20 protein-coding genes are annotated in these 23130 nt (G+C 31.0%); 7 read left to right on the plus strand and 13 right to left on the minus strand.

All coding sequences use genetic code 11. The features are described 5' to 3' along the window. Positions 1 to 215: 215 nt before the first annotated feature. The 3 genes from H526_RS28490 to mazG form a co-directional block, all read right to left on the minus strand. Positions 216 to 1652, minus strand: coding sequence for a helix-turn-helix domain-containing protein (locus tag H526_RS28490; RefSeq protein ID WP_162144479.1), 1437 nt, complete (start codon positions 1650 to 1652; stop codon positions 216 to 218). 509 nt (positions 1653 to 2161) lie between these two features. Next, positions 2162 to 3673, minus strand: coding sequence for a helix-turn-helix domain-containing protein (locus tag H526_RS28495; RefSeq protein WP_051336013.1), 1512 nt, complete (start codon positions 3671 to 3673; stop codon positions 2162 to 2164). A gap of 227 nt (positions 3674 to 3900) precedes the next feature. Then, the gene (gene mazG, locus H526_RS0106330; RefSeq protein ID WP_027392219.1) at positions 3901 to 4674 is read right to left on the minus strand and encodes a nucleoside triphosphate pyrophosphohydrolase; all 774 of its coding nucleotides are present in this window, start codon (positions 4672 to 4674) and stop codon (positions 3901 to 3903) included. Positions 4675 to 4792: 118 nt separating this feature from the next. On the opposite strand from mazG, the gene H526_RS28500 reads away from it, so the two are divergent. After that, positions 4793 to 6091, plus strand: a complete 1299-nt coding sequence (locus H526_RS28500; protein ID WP_035084609.1) for a glycosyltransferase — start codon at positions 4793 to 4795, stop codon at positions 6089 to 6091. Here the strand turns inward: H526_RS28500 and H526_RS0106340 are convergent, their stop codons facing one another. From H526_RS0106340 to H526_RS0106350, 4 genes are all read right to left on the minus strand, one after another. Beyond that, positions 6092 to 7036: an NAD(P)H-dependent flavin oxidoreductase gene (locus H526_RS0106340; RefSeq protein WP_027392220.1), complete on the minus strand. Its 945-nt coding sequence runs from the start codon at positions 7034 to 7036 to the stop codon at positions 6092 to 6094. Further along, positions 7036 to 7188, minus strand: coding sequence for a T9SS type A sorting domain-containing protein (locus tag H526_RS32600; protein WP_081415564.1), 153 nt, complete (start codon positions 7186 to 7188; stop codon positions 7036 to 7038). Before H526_RS32600 ends, H526_RS0106340 begins: the two co-directional genes overlap by 1 nt. Positions 7189 to 7233: 45 nt before the next feature. Beyond that, positions 7234 to 8421 (minus strand): tRNA 2-thiouridine(34) synthase MnmA, encoded by a 1188-nt coding sequence (gene mnmA, locus H526_RS0106345; protein WP_027392221.1) that lies wholly within the window; start codon positions 8419 to 8421, stop codon positions 7234 to 7236. A gap of 144 nt (positions 8422 to 8565) precedes the next feature. Then, positions 8566 to 9252 carry a toxin-antitoxin system YwqK family antitoxin gene (locus H526_RS0106350; RefSeq protein ID WP_035084612.1) on the minus strand — a complete coding sequence of 229 codons (687 nt, stop codon included), beginning with the start codon at positions 9250 to 9252 and terminating at the stop codon, positions 8566 to 8568. A gap of 255 nt (positions 9253 to 9507) precedes the next feature. Here H526_RS0106350 and H526_RS0106355 point away from each other — a divergent pair, with 255 nt between their 5' ends. Further along, positions 9508 to 10500: a fasciclin domain-containing protein gene (locus H526_RS0106355; RefSeq protein ID WP_027392223.1), complete on the plus strand. Its 993-nt coding sequence runs from the start codon at positions 9508 to 9510 to the stop codon at positions 10498 to 10500. Between the two features lie 71 nt (positions 10501 to 10571). Here the strand turns inward: H526_RS0106355 and yidC are convergent, their stop codons facing one another. From yidC to ruvX, 5 genes are all read right to left on the minus strand, one after another. Further along, entirely contained in the window at positions 10572 to 12455 is a 1884-nt protein-coding gene (gene yidC / locus H526_RS0106360; protein ID WP_027392224.1) for a membrane protein insertase YidC, read from the minus strand. 101 nt (positions 12456 to 12556) lie between these two features. Then, positions 12557 to 14191: a CTP synthase gene (locus tag H526_RS0106365; protein ID WP_027392225.1), complete on the minus strand. Its 1635-nt coding sequence runs from the start codon at positions 14189 to 14191 to the stop codon at positions 12557 to 12559. 205 nt (positions 14192 to 14396) lie between these two features. Further along, positions 14397 to 14816, minus strand: coding sequence for a DUF5606 family protein (locus H526_RS0106370; RefSeq protein WP_027392226.1), 420 nt, complete (start codon positions 14814 to 14816; stop codon positions 14397 to 14399). 103 nt (positions 14817 to 14919) lie between these two features. Further along, positions 14920 to 15510, minus strand: a complete 591-nt coding sequence (def, locus tag H526_RS0106375) for a peptide deformylase (protein ID WP_027392227.1) — start codon at positions 15508 to 15510, stop codon at positions 14920 to 14922. A gap of 45 nt (positions 15511 to 15555) precedes the next feature. Further along, positions 15556 to 15966 (minus strand): Holliday junction resolvase RuvX, encoded by a 411-nt coding sequence (ruvX, locus tag H526_RS0106380; RefSeq protein WP_027392228.1) that lies wholly within the window; start codon positions 15964 to 15966, stop codon positions 15556 to 15558. A 125-nt stretch (positions 15967 to 16091) separates the two neighbouring features. Here ruvX and H526_RS0106385 point away from each other — a divergent pair, with 125 nt between their 5' ends. Both H526_RS0106385 and H526_RS0106390 read left to right on the plus strand, forming a co-directional pair. Continuing rightward, positions 16092 to 16907, plus strand: a complete 816-nt coding sequence (locus H526_RS0106385) for a 2,3,4,5-tetrahydropyridine-2,6-dicarboxylate N-succinyltransferase (RefSeq protein ID WP_027392229.1) — start codon at positions 16092 to 16094, stop codon at positions 16905 to 16907. Between the two features lie 72 nt (positions 16908 to 16979). After that, entirely contained in the window at positions 16980 to 18044 is a 1065-nt protein-coding gene (locus H526_RS0106390) for a glycosyltransferase family 9 protein (protein WP_027392230.1), read from the plus strand. On the opposite strand, the gene H526_RS0106395 is transcribed toward H526_RS0106390, so the two are convergent. Then, positions 18041 to 18862, minus strand: a complete 822-nt coding sequence (locus tag H526_RS0106395) for a glycosyltransferase family 2 protein (RefSeq protein WP_027392231.1) — start codon at positions 18860 to 18862, stop codon at positions 18041 to 18043. The genes H526_RS0106390 and H526_RS0106395 overlap by 4 nt on opposite strands. Positions 18863 to 18928: 66 nt before the next feature. On the opposite strand from H526_RS0106395, the gene H526_RS0106400 reads away from it, so the two are divergent. The 3 genes from H526_RS0106400 (at position 18929) to H526_RS0106410 (ending at position 23120) form a co-directional block, all read left to right on the plus strand. Continuing rightward, a complete protein-coding gene (locus H526_RS0106400; protein ID WP_027392232.1) occupies positions 18929 to 19690 on the plus strand; it encodes a glycosyltransferase family 2 protein in 762 nt (253 codons plus the stop codon). A gap of 176 nt (positions 19691 to 19866) precedes the next feature. Continuing rightward, the gene (locus H526_RS0106405) at positions 19867 to 22242 is read left to right on the plus strand and encodes a TonB-dependent receptor (RefSeq protein WP_027392233.1); all 2376 of its coding nucleotides are present in this window, start codon (positions 19867 to 19869) and stop codon (positions 22240 to 22242) included. An 11-nt stretch (positions 22243 to 22253) separates the two neighbouring features. Further along, positions 22254 to 23120 (plus strand): DUF4249 domain-containing protein, encoded by an 867-nt coding sequence (locus H526_RS0106410; protein ID WP_027392234.1) that lies wholly within the window; start codon positions 22254 to 22256, stop codon positions 23118 to 23120. Positions 23121 to 23130: the final 10 nt, after the last annotated feature.

The raw sequence follows: 23130 nt of genomic DNA on the forward strand, positions 1-23130 counted from the left end.
CTCCTTCTCTTTCTAGCAATATTTGACAAAACAAGTGATTATGGGACTTCAACTAGTTAAAAATGATCAAGCTTTACCTTTTTACCGATGAAATTTTACTTATTTACTTAGCTTTCTATTGTAAGGGTTTGATTTTAACAAAAATCAAAAACAAAAGCATTTTACATCTTTAATTATAATACTAAAAAATAAAAATGAGAGAACTATTTTTTTAGTTAGACACTAAAACTTCTTAAATATTCGGATGGAGTAATCTGATTATACTTTTTGAAAGATTTATTAAAAGTAACTTTATTATTAAACCCTACTTCATAGGCAACATCAATAATATTGACAACCCCAGATTTGTTCTTTTTTAAAATTGACATAGCTTCGTTAATTCTATATGAATTAATTAAATCAAAGAAATTTAGTCCAAAATGTTCATTTATAATCTGCGAGGTATTATGCCTATTTGTGTTTAATAGATCGGCTATTTTTTGCAAAGTAATATCATTCTTTCGATATACTTTTTCTTTGTCCATAAGCTTAACAAGTTTATCTTTTAATTCTATCGACAATTCTGTTGTTAAACTTGAAGAACTATATTTAAAAGGATTCAATTTATTAATGTTATGAGTTTTTAGAGATCTATTTTTATTATCTCTAACAAGTGCTAGATTAAAAAACGTATTATAACTTATATATAACACTAACAAATTCATTAGAAAAATTTGAAGATTAAATAATAAACTTCCCATTTCATATTTTCTGAAAATAAATGTATATGTTCCATAAAATGCAGCGTAAAGACTATAAAACATTATTAAGTTTCTTTGCCAATTCTTTTTTGATATATCCAAAGTCTTCTCTTTCTTTCTTTTATTAAAGTGTTCCATTACTAACAACAATCCATAAATCATTAATGAAATTAATTTTGCTATCATTATTAAAATAACATAAGGTCTTTCGTTATGAATAATCATATATAATTTTTCTTCACTCGATAAAGAATATATAGGTATCATAAAAATCAAAAACAAAAGCGTTGGTAGCAAATGCAATAAATCAACTTTTCGAAATTTATGTTGTTGATTGATTCTTTTAAAATAGAAATAAATAAACGGGCCATATAAAAAAGAAAAAGACGCGGATATATATAATGTATGTGGTAAATAAAATTCATAATTAGTAATAAGAATACTAACTCTAAGAATAAAAAGAGAATGGAGTAATAAAAAACAACCAATTAAAAGATTGCCTAATCGATCTTTAGTAGGTTTAAATATTAAAATAGTAGAAATAAAAACACCAATAAATCCTACATATAAACAAAATAAAGCCCATCCGTTAATTTTGCTTTGGTATTTTTTTTGCAATATTTTAAATTTATCGTATGTTTTGATTGAATCGAAGTAACTATGATTTACAAATGATACATCAAGTGTACCTAGAATGTATTTTTCAATAAAAACACTAGCCTCATCTGGCTGATCAGATTTAGCATAAGAAAAGGCTAACCTTTTATGTAAATAATTAGGATCCTTATAATCATCAATTAATAACGTTTTGTATATCGAAATTGCCAGATCATATTTTTTTAAACTAAAAAGCGTATCAGCTTTAGCTAAAGCATGCGTGGTGTCGGAAATAAAATCTACCACTAAGTTCACATTGTTATTCTTTGCAAATAGACCACTGCTAAAAAGAAAACAAAGTAAAAATATACAACAATAAGCAGATTTTAGGTTTAGTTGAGTTTGTAACATAATATGCTGAAAAATCTGTGTAGATAAAAATACTATATGTTTATTATTATTTTCATAAAACTAATCGAACATCCCATTGGTCGAAAAACAAGTTTAAAAATTACATAAAAATAATTTAAAAAACTTAAAACCAATATATTAATACTTTAAATACAATTAAATTTAATCATTAAAACGAAAATAATGTAACCATAATGAGATGGCAATAATGAATATCTTCATGGCTAACTCAAATATTACATTTCATAAAACTTGAACAAAGTCTTTATAGAAAATGCACATCCCTTTTATGATTACAATGTAAAAGAAAGGATAGAAAATATAAAGTCGGGTAACCCTTATCAAGGTTTACCTTTACCGAATAATGTTTACTTAATTCCGAAGAATGTTTACTAAAACGTACCCTAATTAAACTAAGCTACAAATGTTTTTAGATATTCCGAAGGTGTGATTTGGTTATACTTTTTAAAAGACTTATTAAAGGTTACTTTATTATTAAAACCTACTTCATAAGCGATATCAATAATATTAAATTTTTTATGCTTTTCACCTTGTAAAAGCTCTTTTGCTTCTTCGATTCTATATTTATTAATTAACTCAAAAAAGTTTAAATTAAAATGTTCATTTATTATCTGAGAAGTATTATGCCTCGTTGTGTCCATTAACTCTGAGAGCCCTTGAAGGGTTATATTATTTTGTTTATAGATTTTTTCTTCGTTTAATAAATACAGTAATTTTTCTTTTAATTCTGCTGATAAGCTTTCCGTAAGTCCAGATTTTACATACTTAGTAACAGGTAATTTATTTTGTGGCTTAGTCTTGATCACCTTTAGGCTTCCGAAAATACTAGGTTGAACAAAAGCAGTATAACTTACATACAATACTAATAACGCCATTAATCCAACCTGCATATTGAATAGAAAACCACTGTAAATTTTAGAAATAATTAAAAATGCATAAATACTATATGTGACTATATATACAGAACAAAAAATTACAATATTTCTTTGCCAAACAGATTCAAAGCGTAAAACTGATCTCTTGTTTCTAATTGACTTAATATAAATTTTTAAAACCAATCCGCCATAAATCATAAGTGACATCAATTTCACAATAGTGATTAAAGCACCATGCGGAACGGTACCATTTAACATCATTTTTAATTTTTCTTCTGCTGATAAAAAATATACTGGCAACAACAAGAATGCAATTAATAATACAGTAGGAACTAAATGTAAAAGATCTATAGTTTTAAAAACATATTTATTAATAACTCTTTTAAAATAAAAATAAATTAAAGGACCATATAAAAATGAAAAAGAAGTAGATATGTACAAACTATGTGAAAAATAATATTGATAATTTGTCAATAGCGCGCAGATATGTAGAATAAAAAAAGAATGTAGTAATACAAAAAAACTCATTAAAAGATTCGCCACTTTGTCCGAACGCTTTCTAAGATTTAGAACTATCGCAACAAAAAAACCAATGAAACCGACATACAAACAAAAAATCGACCACAAATCAACTTTTTTGAGATACTTATTTGCTAATAGCTGATAAGGTTCAGAGTCACTTATATTATTAAAGAAACTATGACCTGCAAAAGAAATATCCAAACTTGCTTTCACATACCTATCAATATATTGTACGGCAAGCTCCGGTTCTCTCATTTCGGAATAGGTAAAAGCCAACTTCTGAAATACTGATAAAGAATCCGCTTGTTTTTCTTCTAATGCATTAAGATACCTATCAATTACAGATTGATATTGCTCTTTAGTATCATACCTATCTTGAGTGTAGGACAAAGTATTCTCCTCATCTATTATTCCATTGCTACCAAAACCATATATGGTTGAAGAAATGGAAAATAAAACAAAGATACCTAGTAAAGATATTTTTTTATATTTTTTTGAGTTAGCCACACAATTATTACTAAATAATTATTGATTCTAATTTACGACAACTTTTTCTTAATTTTTTCACAATAGAGCGTCTCCCGATAATATCTTACTAAAAAACTCAATAAAATCAACAGTTTTGAAACTAAAATTTATTTTAAACAAATATGGTATTACCGTAAATAACATACAAAATATCAATAAAATTATAATTTTTATTATCCGAAAAATGGAAAAAAAGCATCATTATATTATATTTTTTTCGCTTCTTCCCAAAACACATCCATTTCGGCAAGTGTCATGTCCTGTAAACTCTTACTTTTTTCTTTTGCTTTTTTTTCCAAATACTGAAACCGTTTTATAAACTTTTTATTGGTTCGTTCTAACGCGTCCTCTGGATTAATATTTAAGAAACGAGCATAATTGATCATCGAGAATAATACATCGCCAAACTCAGACTCTATCTTATCAGCATCTTGTTTTTCAATTTCGTCTTGAAGTTCTCCTAATTCTTCCTCTAGTTTTTCGAAAACCTGTTGTGGCTCTTCCCAATCGAAACCAACTCCTGCAACCTTATCCTGTATACGACTTGCTTTGACTAAAGCAGGTAAAGACTTAGGAACACCTTCCAAAACACTATTCTTACCTTCTTTAAGTTTTAAATTCTCCCAATTTCGTTTTACATCTTCTTCATCAATTACTTCTACATCACCATAAATATGAGGATGACGACTAATTAATTTTTCACATATTTCATTGGCTACATCTGCAATATCAAAATCTTTAGTTTCACTTCCTATTTTAGCATAAAAAACTATATGTAATAGTAAATCTCCAAGCTCTTTTTTAACCTCATTTAAATTATTATCTAATATCGCATCACCTAGTTCATAAGTTTCTTCAATAGTAAGATGTCTAAGTGACTGTAATGTCTGTTTTTTATCCCATGGACATTGCTCTCGCAATTCATCCATTATAGTAAGCAACCTATCAAAAGCTTTTAATTGATTTTCCCTAGAGTTCATTGTATAGTTTTATTTCAAAAATAAGGATAATATCATGCTCCTTATAATTTAAGAATAAAAGTAATTTTTTATAAAAAAACTATAGATTTGAAGTTCTCTTAACAGTAATACAATTTATATGCACTCTATTAAAATTCTTTTTGCTTGTATACCCGCTGACGGGCATTTTAATCCAATGACCCAATTAGCCGTGCATCTAAAGAAAAAAGGACATGATGTAAGATGGTATACAGGAAAAGTTTATGAAAAAAAATTAGAACAGATGGGAATCCCTTATATTCCTTTTAAAAAATCCAAAGAAATCAAAGTATCAGAATTAGATCAAGCATATCCAGAACGCAAAAAACTAAAAGGAATATCTCATATAAAATTTGATATTATAAATCTTTTCATAAATAGAATGAAAGATTACTACTTAGATATCAAGGAAGTATCTTCATCATTCTCTTTCGAAATCTTAGTATTCGACAATACATTTCCTGGTACCATTATAAAAGATAAATTAAATATTCCAGTTGTTGGTATTGGGGTTGTTCCATTAGCACTATCCTCACCAGATATTCCTCAATACGGTTTAGGACATCAGCCTGCTACTAATTTTTTGAGTAAACGAAAACAAAACTTTATAAAGTTAATGGCAGAAAAATTACTATTTAGAGATACTAAAGAAGCATACAATGAACTATTAGAAAATTTGAATCTACCCAAAGAAAAACATAATATTTTTGACATCTCACCATTAAACTCTTCTATCTTCTTACAAAATGGAATACCGGAGATGGATTACCCAAGATACACTATACCTAAAACGATACAATATGTTGGAGCTTTAGATACTTGGTCAATCAATCATCATAATAGGAAAACTAAAGATTGGAAAAAAATATTAGATCCCAGTAAAAAAACCATTCTAATTTCTCAGGGCACAGTAGAAAAAAACAATAAAAAACTTATTATCCCATCATTAGAAGCTTTTAAAAATACTAACTATAATATTTTAGTAGCTACCGCACATAATGAAACTAAATTATTACAAAAGAAATATCCCCATAAAAACATCCATATAGAAGATTTTATACCTTTTGATGAAATAATGCCATTAACAAATATTTTTATTACCAATGGCGGATACGGGAGCATCATGATTAGTATTAAGCATGGAGTACCAATGATTACTGCAGGTATTAATGAAGGTAAAAATGAGATTTGTGCACGTATTGATTATTGCGGATTAGGTATCGATCTAAAAACGGAAAGACCAAGGATTATCTCTATACAAAATGCTGCAAACAAAATATTAGAGGCTGATATTTATTACAATAACATAAAGCTTATACAAAAAAAATTAAATTCTTATGATACTTTAAATATTTGTGAGAAATACATTACGGATTTAGTATTTTCCAAAGTAAAGTAATCAAAACTGAATTTTATTCATTGATTTCTGTATTTCTTTAAAACCAGAGACTAGATCTCTCACTATTTCAACAACTGGTTTGATATCATTAATCAAACCTGACACCTGTCCTATTTCAAGTTCTCCTTCTACCAAATCTCCTTCGAACATTCCTTTTTTTGCTCTTGCACGCCCTAATAATGTTTTTAACTCTTCTAATGATGTTCCTTTATCATACAATGCTGCAACATCATTGTAAAATTTATTTTTCAACATTCTTACTGGAGCTAACTCCTTTAATGTAAGATGTGTATCACCTTCCTTAGCATCAACCACCATTTGTTTAAAACTCTGATGAGAAGAAGCTTCTTCACTTGCTACAAACCTACTACCTACTTGAACTCCATCGGCTCCTAATGCCATCACAGCAAACATAGAAGAACCTGTGGCGATGCCTCCAGCTGCAATTAAAGGAATTTTAATCTTCTCTTTGACCATAGGAATTAAAGTTAAAGTAGTAGTCTCATCTCTTCCATTATGACCTCCTGCTTCGAAACCTTCCGCTACAACAGCATCTACTCCAGCATCTTGTGCTTTTAAAGCAAACTTCAAGCTACTTACCACGTGTACTACAGTAATACCTTTTTCTTTAAGGTAAGAGGTATATGTTTTAGGATTACCTGCAGATGTAAATACTATTTTAACTTTCTCTTCAATTATAATTTCTATAATTTCTTGAAGATTTGGATACAACATTGGAACATTTACGCCAAAGGGTTTATCCGTTGCTTTTTTACATTTTTGAATATGTTCTCTTAACACATCTGGGTACATAGAACCTGCCCCAATAAGTCCCAAACCTCCAGAATTGCTAACTGCACTTGCAAGCTTCCATCCACTTGCCCAAATCATCCCACCTTGAACAATGGGATATTTAATTTTAAAAAGTTCTTTAACCTTGTTCATTAGTTTTTAGATATCTTCATTGTATGACGCGAGGTACCCGAAATTAATTCTATTAAATACAGACCGCTTGACAGATTATTTAACTCAATAAATTTTCCACTTTTCAAATTTTCTGATTTTATTAATTTACCCTCAGCAGTAAAAATCCGAATTTAATAGATAAAATAGTAATGGAATTAGAAAATAATTGAAATAACTTACGAAATTACTCCAGACCCAACTAATTCTTCATCAATATACCAAGCAACAAATTGTCCCTCTGTAATTGCACTCTGAGGGTTTTCAAAAACAATATACATACCAGAATCTACTTGATGCAAAGTTGCCTTATCCAGTGGTTGTCGATAGCGTATTCTTGCCATTACATCTAATTCTTGATCTATTTGTAATTTAAGATCCGGTCTTACCCAGTGTAATTCTTCATTACTAATAAAAAGAGCCCTCCTATACAAACCAGGATGTGCTTTACCTTGTCCGGTATAAATCACATTAGTCTTCACATCAGTTTCAATAACAAATAATGGTTCTGGAGTACCTCCTACCGCTAAACCTTTTCGTTGCCCTTTTGTATAATAATGCGCCCCTTGATGTTTCCCAACTACTTTCCCATCAGCTATATCATATTCATATTTTAAAGAAAGAAACTCTAACTCTTCTTTTTTAGAATTAAAATTCGGAGCTGTTCTATTATACATTTCTTCTGATGAAGAAATCTCAATAATATCTCCTTGTTTTGGTTGTAACTTTTGTTGAAGGAATTCTGGAAGTCTTACTTTTCCTATAAAACACAATCCTTGAGAATCTTTCTTATCAGCAGTAATAAGATTCTGTTCTTTTGCAATCTCTCTCACTTCAAGTTTTAGTAATTCACCAACCGGAAAAAGAGTTTTTGACAATTGATCCTGTGATAATTGGCATAAAAAATAAGATTGATCTTTATTAGGATCTTTTCCTGCCAATAAGCGATGCACCTCTTTTCCTTCTTTTATTATTGTATCTTTTCTGCAATAATGTCCAGTTGCAACATAATCCGCACCTAGCGACATTGCTATTTTTAAAAAAACATCAAACTTAATCTCTCGGTTACATAGTACATCTGGATTCGGTGTTCTTCCTCTTTCATACTCGTTGAACATATAATCCACGATACGTTCCTTATACTCTTCACTAAGATCAACTGTTTGAAAAGGAATACCTAATTTTTCGGCTACAAGTAAAGCATCATTACTATCATCTAACCATGGGCATTCATCCGAAATAGTAACAGAATCATCATGCCAATTTTTCATAAAAAGACCTATCACTTCATATCCTTGTTCCTTTAAAAGATATGCTGCTACACTTGAATCTACTCCTCCCGATAAACCTACAATAACCCTTTTCATTACCAACGTTTTCTATACTTAATATCTTCAAAAAATTGAAGAAATATTTATTTTAAAAATTATCTGCAAAAATAACAAATAAAAAAAGCAATGCTTGTGCATTGCCTTAAGGTTTTATCTATCTATCGATTCTAAAAATCGATACTAAGAACCTGTTTTTCCAATAGGGAATGTTTTCTGTTCTAATAATTTTCCATTTTCATAATAATTCCACACTCCATCTTTACGGTCTCTTTTGTAAGCACCTTCTATCTTAACTTTTCCCTTTACATCATAGTACTTCGTAATTCCGTGCAATTGATCATCTACATAAGTAAACTCCTTAATTAAAACACCTTTCTGAGAATATACTATTCGTTTACCCTGCTTTTTACCATTAGTATAAATTATTTTTTCGGTTAGCTGACCATTTTCAAAATATGTTTTCTGTTCTCCATCTAATTTTCCAGCTTTATATTCTTCAGTCATCATTATTTCAGGGGATCCTTTATGATAATAAGTCCATACTCCAACTCTTTCTTTACCAAGCATTTTTCCTTTACTAATTACCTTTCCTTTAGCTGTAAAATATTTTACTTGCACACTATCCGTGTCAGAAGTAAAAACTTTAATAGCCGTTGGCATTGTTCCACTATTTGGCTTATAAAACTTAAACTCTCCTACTTCTTTTCCGTGATCAAAAGTCCCTTCATAACGAAGTTGATCACTATTCTCATATTTCTTCTGCCATTTTCCATGTCTCTTACCGTCTGCATCAAAAGAATTAAACTTCTGAGCATATCCTATAGCAGTGATATAAACAAAAACGAAAAACAAAAATCTATTTCGCATGGTTTTATTTCATTTTTAGTAATTTCATAATCCAAAAAACGTACCAATATTCATCAAAAATATAATCAAAAGAAAATATTTTATTTTTTTAGGTAAAAAAATCCTACAAAAAAAACATTAAAACTTCTAAAAAAACAACTAACTAATCTCAAAACCAGACCTTGTTAACTTTTGTTTAACAAATTATTGAAAATATATGAAATAAATACTCCGTTAGCTTATCTGAACAAATTTTAACTTTTAAAACTCAAAAAAATGAAAATTATTTCAAAAGTCACCAATGCTATTGTAATAACAGCATTAATTTTAACAGCTTCATCTTGTGGCGATGATGATGATGGTAATGTTATCATACCCACAGATGATAATATAGTTGCTATAGCAACTGCAGACTCAGATTTATCTTTATTGGTAATGGCTCTTGCTGCTGCAGATGGAGATTTAGTATCTGTACTTAATGGTAGTGGACCATTCACTGTTTTAGCTCCAACAGATACAGCTATTCAAGCCTTTCTAACTGCAAACAATTATGCAGATATTAGCGCTGTGCCAACAGATGAATTACAACAAATCTTATTAAATCACGTAATTCCTGGAGAAGTTAGTTCCACTACGCTTACTAACAATGTAGCCGGTTATACTGAAACTTCCTCAACTGCTGGCCCTAATGGATCTACTATTAGCATGTACTACAATACAACAAATGGAGTAGTTTTTAATGGAGGTGCTACTGTAAGCACACCGGACATCGCGGCATCTAACGGTATTATCCATAAAATAGACGCAGTAATTGGTTTACCTGATGTAACCACTTTTGCTACAGCAGATCCAAATTTTTCAAGATTAGTAGAAGCCTTAACCGCTTATAGTTTTGACTATGTTACTACACTACAAGGAGAGGGCCCTTTTACAGTTTTTGCACCAAATAATACTGCTTTTAATGCTCTACTAGATACTGATGCTTCTTGGAGTACTCCTAGTGATATTCCAGAACTTATTTTAGAGAATTCATTAAATATTCATGTTATTCCTGATTCTAACTTTAGAGAAATAAATTTAGTTGATGGCAATCTTTTCGGCATAACTGGAGAAATAACTATAGATGCTACAGCAAAAACTGTCCGTCCTGAAGGAACAGATACTATAAATGCCAGCAATATTACCATAACAGATATACAAGCCACTAATGGTGTTATACACGTGATAGATCAAGTTATGGTATTATCGCCCGTTATAATTCCTAACTAGAAATAGGTAGATGAATAAAAGCCCCTTTTTCTAATTAGAAAAAGGGGCTTTTTAAAATATTAAAATTTTTATTATTTCTTACTAGCTTTTTGTTGTTCCGCTTGCTCCATTAATTCTTTCATCTTCTTCTGGAACTTACCTTGTTTTTTAGGTTTTTTCTTGTTCTCTTGAATCTTAGCATGAATTTTATCTTCGTCTATAATCACATTCTTAATAACTAACATAATACCAATAGTAATCAAGTTAGAAATAAAATAATATAGAGAAAGTCCACTTGCATAGTTATTAAAGAAAATCAACATCATTAAAGGAGACAAATACATAATAAACTTCATATTAGGCATCCCAGGTTGTTGTTGTTGCATCGTTTGCCCAGTTGTCATCATCATATAAATAAATATAGCAATAGAAGCTAATATTGGAAATAAACTAATATGATCACCATAAAATGGTATTTCGAATGGTAATTTTGCAATAGTGTCATAACTTGATAAATCATCAGCCCACAAGAAACTCTTCTGTCTTAAATCAAAGGCACTCGGAAAGAAGTTGAACAACGCATAAAACACAGGAATCTGCATAAGCGCTGGTAGACAGCCACTCATAGGACTCGCCCCAGCCTTACTATATAAAGCCATAGTTTCCTGCTGCTTTTTCATAGCATTATCCTTATACTTCTCATTAATCTCTGTAATCTCAGGCTTTAATATTTTCATTTTCGCTTGAGAAACATAGGATTTATATGTTACTGGAGACAATACAATTCTCACCACGATTGTCATTACTACTATAGCTATACCATATGGTAGAAAACCACTTAGAAACCCAAAAAATGGAATAAATATATATCTATTTATCACTCCAAAAATCCCCCATCCTAGCGGCACAATCTCGTCTAAGTTACGATCATAAGAACTTAAAATCTTATAATCCGTAGGACCATAATACCAGTTCATATTATAGTTTAACTCACCACCTTTAAGTTCTAGAGGCATAGAAGCTGCAAACTCTTTTGTAACTTTAATGTCTTTATCATCTAATTCACTAGTATTAGCAACATTTTTCGAAGCAAATGTTGCTGTTTTAAAAGGAGTATCTGTTAATAAAACAGAAGTAAAGAAATGTTGTTTAAATCCTACCCAAGTTACTTCTTCTTCAGTGTCCTCTGCAAAATCTCCTTGTCCAGTATAATCATCTTTCCCTCCATCATACTCATAAAGAATCTCCGTATATCGATTTTCGTAAGAAGCACTTTTAGCTTGTCTTATAGCCTGTAATTTCCAATCTAAATTAACTACCTGACTTGAATTAAACACCTGTTGTAATCCTTGTGATTTAATTGAAAAATCCAACATATAATCATTAGGTTTCAATTCATAACGGTATTCTAAAAACTTAGAATCAGAAACTTTAAGTTTCATGGACAAAACAGTATTATCCCCATTTTTAGTAACAGTTGGTTCAAAAAACAGGTCCTTCGTATTTAAAATTCTATTATCCGTTGTTCCGAAATTAAGATTAAATGAAGCGTTTTTGCCATCTTTAATTAGATATAAAGGAACGGAATCATACGTTTTGAAGTTTTTTAATAATGCTTCTTGAATATAACCTCCTCGATTATTAATCTTTAAAGTTAAAACTTCATTTTCAATTTTAGTAACATTTTCTTTTGCAGAAGGCAAACTAGCAGAATACGCAAATGCACCTAATTGAGATTTAGCAGCAACTACCGCAAGGGAATCTTGTGGATTCGCCACAATAGCTTCACTTTCTTTTACAAAATCTGTCGTCTTATTATCTTCAGTTTTTTCTTGAGCTTCAACTTGTTCTTGTTCAGCCTTTTGAGCCTCAATCTCTTCTGGTGTTGGTTTATTAACCCAAAACATCCACGCAAAAATTCCAAATATCAGTACAAATCCAATTACTGTATTAAGGTCAAACTTTTTTTCTTCCATTGATATGTGTATAAAAAAACCTCTATCCTTTTAGGTTAAAAAAGAGGCTTTCTAAAATTATATTACTTTTCTTTTGTCAATTATCTAGCCAGTTAGAGATACTATGACACTTTGACATCTTTATTACAGTTAGAATATGCCACTGCTGCTTTTACAAAAGCTACAAAAAGCGGATGAGGATTAGCTACTGTACTTTTATATTCTGGATGATACTGCACACCTACAAACCAAGGGTGTTCAGGAATTTCCACAATTTCTACTAAACCTGTTTTAGGATTTATTCCTGTTGTTTTAAGCCCTGCTTTTTCTAATTGTTCTTTGTATTGATCATTATATTCATAACGATGACGATGGCGTTCGGTAATTAAAGGTTTTCCATAGGCTTCGGACACTTTGCTATCGTCAACTAATTCACAATCCCAAGCACCAAGCCTCATAGTTCCCCCCATATCTGTGATATTCTTTTGTTCTTCCATCAAACTAATCACTGGATACGCTGTGTTTTCATCTACCTCTACTGAGCATGCGTCTTTTAATCCTAAAACATTACGTGAATACTCTATAACTGCCATTTGCATTCCTAAACAAATACCGAAAAAAGGCAATTTGTTTTCTCTTGCATATTGTACTGCTTTTATCTTTCCTTCTATTCCTCTTTCTCCAAAACCTGGAGCAACTAATATACCATCAAGATGCGCAATTTTAGTAGCTATAGTCTTATCATCTATATATTCTGAATGTATACTTTCTACATTTATTTTTACCTCGTTTTCTGCACCAGCATGAATAAAAGCTTCTAAAATAGATTTATAAGAATCTTGTAATTCTACATATTTACCTATTAAACCTATTGTTACTTCACACTTAGGATTCTTATGTCGTTTTAGAAAATCATTCCATTTATCCAAATTAGGAACATTATCGTCTCTAAGTACAAGTTGTTTTAATACCACAGCATCTAACCCCTCTTCCAACATCAAATTAGGAACATCGTAAATAGTAGATGCATCAATCGACTGAATAACCGCCTCTTGCCTTACATTACAGAACAATGCCAGCTTTCTCCTCAGATCTTCTGACAACTCATGTTCTGTTCTACACACCAAAATATCTGCTTTTATACCGCTTTCCATTAATGTTTTCACACTATGTTGTGTAGGCTTAGTTTTTAATTCTCCAGCGGCAGAAAGGTATGGTATTAATGTAAGATGAATCACTAAAGCATTCGTATCTCCTAATTCCCATTTTAACTGCCTAACAGCTTCAATATATGGTAAGGACTCAATATCACCAACTGTTCCACCTATTTCAGTAATTACAATATCATAATCCCCGCTCTTGCCAAGAATTTGAATTCTTTCTTTTATTTCGTTCGTTATATGAGGTACTACCTGAACAGTTTTACCAAGGAATTCTCCTCGACGTTCTTTCTCAATAACACTCTGATATATTCTTCCGGTAGTTACGTTATTCGCCTGAGAAGTTGGTGTATTTAAAAAGCGTTCATAATGTCCTAAATCCAGATCGGTTTCTGCACCATCATCGGTTACATAGCATTCTCCATGTTCATATGGGTTCAATGTTCCAGGATCAACATTGATATACGGATCTAATTTCTGAATTGTAACTCTGTATCCTCTAGCCTGTAGCAATTTTGCCAATGAAGCTGCTATAATCCCTTTTCCTAAAGAAGAAGAAACGCCTCCAGTTACAAAAACATATTTGGTATTAGCCATGTAAACTTAACTATTTGTTCGGTTGTGTTTAAATTTTGCGCAAAAATACAAAGAAGAACCCAAACTAGGTATCGAAAATAAAGCAATATTTCTGCAACTTATCCATAATTCTTTAACAGTGTAAAAAACTGATAATGAATTATTAAAACTCTAAAACAAAAAACCCATCTAAATGAGATGGGTTTTTTGTTTATCTAAAAACTTTTTATTCTTCTTCATCAGAAGTTACTTCTTCTGGCTCTTCAAAATCAGTAATTCCTTTAGCTTGTAAAATATTATACCACTGTATCACTTTTTTCATATCACTTACATATACTCTGTCTTCATCATAATCAGGTAATACTTCGCTAAAATAAGCTTCTAACTTATTCTTAGACTCTTTGTGACTAATTGCTTTTTCTCCATTCTCTTTTTCCTGGATTCTTTTAAAAATTTCTCTTAAAGGAACTTCTTCTGTAAAAGTATAGATTGCAATTTCACTAAGAATACTAACGTTATTTTGAATACTAACAGAAAGTTTTTTTCCATCCGCTAATGATTCAGCCACAAAACCACTTCTGGTCTGCGCCTTTAATTCATATAAACCTGGTTTTCCAGAAATTGATAATATTTTGTCTAAGCTCATAAATTTATCTTCAAAGTTGGCAAATATCAGTAGTTCATTTTTAAAAATCAAACATTAACCAACATAAATTGTATTGTAATTCTATGTAAATTCTAAAAATCGATTAACGTCCTTTTTTAGCTAAAGGGAACTTCATCCTATAATCAGCACTAATCTTTCCTTTAGATATATTAGTAAGTTTTCCTTTAATTAAACGTTTTTTAAGACTTGATAATTTATCTGTGAACAAAACTCCTTCAATATGATCATACTCATGCTGGATCACTCTAGCAGCTAGACCACTATATGTTTCTGTATGTTGCACAAAATTTTCATCTAAATAATTAATCTTGATCGTTTCTTTTCTAAAGACATCTTCTCTAACCTCTGGAATGCTTAAACATCCTTCTGTAAAAGCCCATTCATCTCCAGTTTCTTCTATAATTTCAGCATTTATAAAAACTTTTTTGAACCCTGTTAATGTTTTTCTCTCTTCTTCAGAAAGTTCTTCATCATCCGCAAAAGGTTCTGCATCTACTAAAAATAAACGTATTGGAAGTCCAATTTGTGGAGCCGCAAGACCTACTCCATGAGCATTGTACATCGTTTCGAACATGTTTTCGAGCAATTCCGAAAACTTAGGATAATCCTTAGAAATCTCCTTTGCTTTTTTCTTTAATACTGGATCGCCGTACGCTACAATGGGTAAAATCATATTATTAATATTCTCTGTTTTTATTCTCTATTTTTAAATTTACCTTTACAAATTATAAAGGTAATCCTGAAGGATGATGGTAGCACTAATCTGATCTACCAATGCCTTATCTCTTCGTTTCTTTTTAGATATTCCACTGGCAATCATTGTATCAAAAGCCATTTTAGAAGTAAATCGCTCATCTATTCTTTTCACAGGAATATCAGGTAACATTTTTGACAACTTCTCCAAAAACGGCTGTATCAATTTCTCACTTTCAGAAGGATCTCCGTGTAAGCGTTTTGGTTCTCCCACTACAAATAACTCTACATCTTCGGCTGAAACATATTCTTGTAACCAATTCAATAAATCCTTAGTATCTACAGTAGTCAATCCAGAGGCTATAATCTTTGACTCGTCTGTAACAGCAATTCCACATCGCTTTCCTCCATAATCTATTGCTAAAATCCTTGCCATATTATATTTTGTGCAAAAGTATGACATTATTATAAAATAGTTCTAATTATTAAGAGTATCCTAAAATATTCAATGAGCATATGATTTTCGAATGAAGCTGTTATCTTTACGAAAATTTTTAATAAATGAACCAACTAAAGGAAACCATAGAAAAAGCTTGGGATAATAGAGAGCTTTTAAAAGAGTCAAACACTCAGGATGCTATAAGAAAAGTAGTCGACTTATTAGATGCTGGTGAACTTCGCGTAGCAGAACCAACTAAAGATGGATGGCAAGTAAACGAATGGGTGAAAAAAGGAGTTGTGCTCTATTTTCCTATTCAGAAAATGGAAACACTTGAAGCTGGTATTTTTGAATACCACGATAAAATTCCATTAAAAAAAGGGTATAAAGAAAAAGGAATTAGAGTCGTTCCTAATGCCGTAGCTCGTCATGGAGCTTATATTTCTCCAGGAACCATACTAATGCCTAGTTACGTAAACATTGGTGCATATGTAGATGAAGGTACCATGGTAGATACTTGGGCAACGGTAGGTAGTTGTGCTCAGATTGGAAAAAATGTTCATCTAAGTGGTGGTGTTGGAATTGGTGGTGTCTTAGAACCACTTCAAGCGGCTCCTGTTATCATAGAAGATAATGCATTTATCGGATCTAGATGCATCGTAGTAGAAGGAGTACGCGTAGAAACTGAAGCTGTACTTGGTGCCAATGTGGTATTAACTGCATCTACCAAAATTATTGATGTAACTGGTGATACTCCTGTAGAAAGAAAAGGAGTCGTACCTGCAAGATCAGTAGTTATACCAGGAAGTTATACTAAAAAGTTTGCTGCAGGAGAATATAATGTTCCTTGTGCCTTAATTATTGGTAAGCGTAAAGAAAGTACTAATAAAAAGACTTCCCTAAATGATGCCTTGAGAGAGCACGATGTAGCTGTATAATTAGAAATAAATATGTATACTTGTGAGCTTGTCTTTTAGGCAAGCTCATTCTTTTAATCAATAGTTAGGTAAATGAAAATATTAGTCATTCAGCAAAAAATGATCGGTGATGTACTTACAAGTACAATTATTTGTGAGGCACTAACTAAAGAGTACCCAAATGCAACGATTGACTATTTAGTAAATTCTAATACAAAACCAGTAACTCTAGAAAACCCTTTTTTCAACACAATTATTGAATTTAAAAATGAATATCGCGATAGTAAAAAAGCATTTTATTCATTTCTAAAAGAAATCAAAAAGGCAAAATATGATTTGGTTATAGATGCATACGGAAAATTAGAAAGTAATCTTATTTCTTTCTTTTCGAAAGCCCCAAAAAAAATATCTTTTTATAAATGGTACACTAAATTTATTTATTCTGAAGTAGTACATAGAAAATCAGACCCTATTACTAATGCTTCTATTGCAATAGAAAATCGACTTCGGTTGGTATATCCTGAAGACAGACTTACTTCCAACATAATTCGTCCTAAAATATTTTTGACAAAAAAAGAACAGGAAACTTCTAAAGCATATCTAACTACCAACGGAATTTCTTCAGAGACACCGCTGATAATGATAAGTGTTGTAGGTAGCGAAATTAGAAAAACACTACCTTTCGAATACATGGCCAAAGTTATTGATGAAATTGTGACAACAACCTCAGCCAATATTCTTTTTAACTATATACCTAGTCAAGAAGAAGATGCTAAAACTATTTATGATTTAACAACAAAAAGCACACAACAACATATTCATTTTAATGTATTCGGAAAAAGCTTACGTGAATTTATAGCTATATTATCTCATTGCGATGTTTTAATTGGAAATGAAGGCGGAGCTGTAAATATGGCAAAAGCCCTAGACAAACCAACTTTTACTATTTTTTCGCCTTGGATTATTAAAAAAGACTGGAATATGTTTGAAGATGGTATTACACATGACTCTGTACATCTTTATGACACCAAGCCAGAATTATACGGAGATAAAACTCCAAAAGAAATGAAAGATCATGCATTAGAATTATATAAAAATCTTTCTTCAGAATTAATAATCCCAAAACTTAGAACGTTCCTTAAAAATTTAAATCTTTAGTCCTTTTCAATTCCAAAAGGAGTTCTAATCACTTGATCTCGTTTTGTAACTTTTCTTATAGCCTTATTCCTTGTAATCATTTCTGGATGAACATATCCTCTTTCGTGATATAAATGCACACAAATCGCACTATAACGTATCTGTTTAGCCTTTATTCCTAGATTAAATAACCGTTCTCCTATCTCTCTATCTTCTCCTCCATATTGCATTCGCTCATCAAAACCATTTACCAATAAAACATCTTTTTTCCACCCAGAGACATTCATACCATCCCAAGTAGCTTTAGTGGGTGTACTAAAATTAAGAAAACGTTCTTTCCATCCATCAGCTGTTAATTTATTTAGCTTAAAAGAAGATTTTAGCCCTTTACTTATTAACCATTTAGCATCAAAACATTCTTGATTTTTTATATGCTGTTCAGAAATCAATTCAGAAATATCTTTTGGCAACTTAAAATACCCTCCTGACAAAAAACAACCGAGTTTTCTCATCCGCAGGTGAGTTTCAACAAAATCCTTTCTAGGAATACAATCACCATCCGTAAATAATAGGTAATCAGAATCTGCTACTGTAATAGCTTTATTTAAAATTACTGTTTTTCTAAACCCTTGATCTTCGTGCCAAATATGTTTTAAAGGATAACTAACTCTTTTAGAGAACTTTAAAACTAATTCCTTTGTATCTTCTGTTGACCCGTCATCTGCAACAATTACTTGAAAATTCTTTATACTTTGGCATTCATATCCAAACAGCACTTTACTCAACCATTCTGGTTGATTGTAAGTACTTATGATTACTGTTATTTCTAGTGATTGCATTGCCGTAAAAATAACTATTTTTGCACGATACCTTTATAAATAAAGCATCAATCTTAAAGTATCCGAATGGTTAAACTCTCTGCTGTTATTATCACTTACAATGAAGAAAAAAAAATAGAGCGATGCCTCTCATCTTTAGTGGGTGTGGTTGATGAAATCGTTATTGTCGATTCTTTTTCTACAGATAGAACAGAGGAAATATGTAAACAGTTTGATGTAAAATTTATTAAGCAAAAGTTTTTAGGATATATAGAACAAAAAAACTTTGCTATTACTCAAGCTTCTAATGATCATATTATATCATTAGATGGTGATGAGGCTTTATCTTGTGAACTTCAGAACTCTTTGATAAAATTAAAATCCAATTGGATTCACGATGGATACTATATGAATCGATATAATAATTTTTGTGGGCAATGGATAAAATACTCTGATTGGTATCCAGATAAAAAATTAAGGGCTTTTATAAAGGGAAAGGGAGAGTGGAAAGGTATAAATCCTCACGATTCTTTTAAACTGACAGCCCCTAAAGCTTCCTCAAAACTAAAAGGTGATATATTACATTGGAATTATGCGACCTACCAGGAATTTAATCTTAAAACAGATAAGTTCTCTACAATATCAGCACAATCTTACTATCAACTAGGAAAAAGAGCTCCTATTTGGAAGATTATTCTTAATCCAACTTGGGCATTTTTAAAATCTTATTTTCTAAGATTTGGATTTCTAGACGGATTTAATGGCTTGGTTATATGCATACAAACTGCGAACATTACTTTTCTAAAATACTCTAAGCTAAGGGAATTAATTAAACAACAAAAACAATAAATCAGCATTCTAACCTAACTAAACAAAGGTTTTTGATAATAAAACCTGCTATTCCATTTTTATTCACGTAAAAAAATAATGGCTCATCAGGTTTTTTCAAGGTTTATCCATATTTCTAAAATCCAAGAAAGCTTCTCATATAGTTTTGAATAAAACATATTTAAAACTATATGCATATGATCAAAAAAATTGTATACCTGCTCTTTTTATGCACACTTGGAACAATTGGACAAGAACAATTTACCATAAGTGGATATATAAAAAATGTTAGCTCTGGAGAGAAATTACTAGGAGTTAATATCATTATTGATAATTCCATAGGAACCACAACAAATGATTATGGTTTTTATTCCATGAACATAGAAAAAGGAACCCATCAAATAGAAATCAGTTATTTAGGATATAAAACTATTCTTAAAGAAATTCAAATTACAAATAATCAAAAAATAGATTTTAATCTAACAGAAGAGTTAGCTCAATTAGATGAAATCATCATTTCATCTAATAACACAAGAAAAAAAATCGAATCAACAGAAATGAGTGTTATTTCATTACAAGGAGAAACTATTAAGAAAATGCCAGCTATCCTTGGAGAACCTGATGTACTAAAATCATTACAACTATTACCAGGAGTATCCAGTGTAAACGAAGCCTCTTCTGGATTTAATGTAAGAGGTGGCTCTGTAGATCAAAATCTAATATTACTGGATGAAGCTACTATATATAACGCTTCACATTTATTTGGTTTCTTCTCTGTATTCAATTCTGACGCCATCAAAAATGCTAAATTATACAAAGGAGGAATTCCAGCTATATATGGAGGAAGATTATCTTCTGTACTGGATATAAAACAAAAAGAAGGAAATACTAAAAAATTTGGAGGGAACATCGGAATAGGTCTTATCTCTGCCAAAGCATTAATTGAAGGACCTATTCTAAAAGGTGATAAAGAAGAAGCTTCAGGTAGTTATATGTTAGCAGGTAGAAGATCATACATAGACCTATTTTCATTCCTTCTAGAGGATTTTGAAGATAGCTCTTTATTTTTCTATGATTTCAATCTAAAAGCGAACTATGACTTGAATAAAAACAATCGATTATTTCTTTCAGGATATTTCGGTAGAGACACATTTGAACTTGATGGATTATTAGGAACAACTTGGGGAAATACATCTGGAACATTAAGATGGACAAGCGTTATCAACGAGAAATTATTTCTACAGACTTCCGCTATTTTTAGTAATTACGAATACAACTTAGATAATCTAAGAACAGGTTCCGAGTTTAGATGGAAATCCAGTATCACCAACTACAACCTAAAACCAAAACTGTCTTGGTACATTAATAATAACAACACACTTAAAACAGGAGTAGATATGACATATTATCAATTTAAACCTGGAAAAATATCATCTCTAAATGGATCCAGTATCAATGGAGAAGAATTTAGTGATAAGTTTAGTTTAGAAAACGGGGTTTATGTTGATCTAAAACAAAAATTATCAAATAAACTTAGTGTTCAATATGGACTAAGATGGTCCAACTTTTTTCGACTAGGATCTCAAGAAATAAGTCAATATGATACAGGAAGCCCTTTAACCTACAATGTTGAACAAGATACTTATGAAGAAAATGAAATCATAGAGACCACACAATATAGTTCTGGAGAAAGCATAAAGTCTTTTAATGGAATAGAACCCAGAGTATCCGCAAGATATTTATTAAATGATTCTAATTCTTTTAAACTAAGTTATAATAGAATGTATCAGTATTTACATTTAATCTCCAACACTACCTCTCCTACTCCTCTGGACGTATGGTCTCCTAGTGGGCCTTACATCAAACCACAATATGCTGATCAATTAGCGTTAGGATACTTTACATCATTCAATGAAGGAAAATATGACTTAAGTCTCGAAACATATTACAAGAAACTCAATGATGTTACTGATTTTATTGATGGAGCGGATCTAATATTTACTGAGGAGATAGAAACGCAAATTGCACAAGGAGAAGGAAGAGCATATGGATTAGAAGTACAACTAAATAAAAATGAAGGTAGATTAACTGGATGGTTAAGTTATACACTTGCTAAATCAGAAACTAAAGTTCTCGGAATCAACAATAACGAATACTACCCATCCAACAGTGATCAATTACACGAATTAAATCTAGTTGGATTCTATAAACTAAATAAAAGATGGGATTTTGGAGCTAATTTTGTTTTTGGTTCAGGAAGACCAGTAACCTATCCTACAGGACGATATGAACAAAATGGATTAGTAGTTGCCGATTACAATAATAGAAATGGAAATCGTTTACCTGCTTACCACAGATTAGACATATCAGCAACATTAAACCCTAAAAAAGGTAAAAACGGTAAATGGGTATTCAGCCTTGTAAACGTGTATAACAGACAAAACGCAGCTTCTATCTACTTTAATGAAGTTGGAGAAGTTGGAGATCAAGAAATAGCTACAGGAATGACCCAAGCAACCAAACTATCATTCTTTGGTATTGTACCTAGTATATCTTATGAGTTCAAATTCTAAAAAAAAATCAAATGAAAAATTTATTTATAATATCTGTAATAATCATCTCGTCAATTTTCCTGTCATGCGAAACAGACGTAACCAATGACATCACATTAAATGAAAGTACTCCAAGACTAGTTATCAATGGGGGACTAGAGAGAAACACTATCAGTCCATTACCTATACAGCAGATTCAACTAACTACTACTGCCTCTTTTTTATCTACAGAAGACCAACCTTTTGTAGATGATGCAATCGTTACAGTAACAGATGGCACTAATTCTTGGATATTTAATCATTCTACAAATGGGTTTTATGAAAATACAGAAATCATTCCAGAAATTGGAAACACATACACAATCACAATAAATTGGAATGGAGAAACCTATGAAGGGTCAGATTCTATAAGTGAAGTACCTTCATTTGATAATTTCTATTTTGAATTTGAAGAAGAAACAATCGCAACAGATGCAGGATATTTTGTTAAATTTGATACTACAGACCCTATAGATATTGCTAATTTTTATTATTATCGTCTTTTCAAAAACAATGAATTTATTATAGTTCCGGATCCAGGAAATAGCGAGGTTTTAATTGTTTCAGATGAATTCTTTGATGGTAGACAACGTATTGGTGTAAATCCAAATGATGAAGTGCCTTTTGAAATCGGAGATATTGCTACAGCACAACAATTATCAATATCTGAAGACTATTTCGATTTCTTAAACGAATTGTTTATACAAACAGGAAATTTAGGTAATCCAATAATTGGTAACCCGCCACCAGCTTCAATACGTGGAAATTTAATAAATTTAAGCAACCCCAATAATAGAGCATTAGGGTTCTTTTATACAGTAGATATCGAAGAAGATACCATGACAATCATAGAAAATTAAAACTAATAAA

The organism is Aquimarina latercula DSM 2041, from assembly GCF_000430645.1.
Lineage (GTDB): Bacteria > Bacteroidota > Bacteroidia > Flavobacteriales > Flavobacteriaceae > Aquimarina > Aquimarina latercula.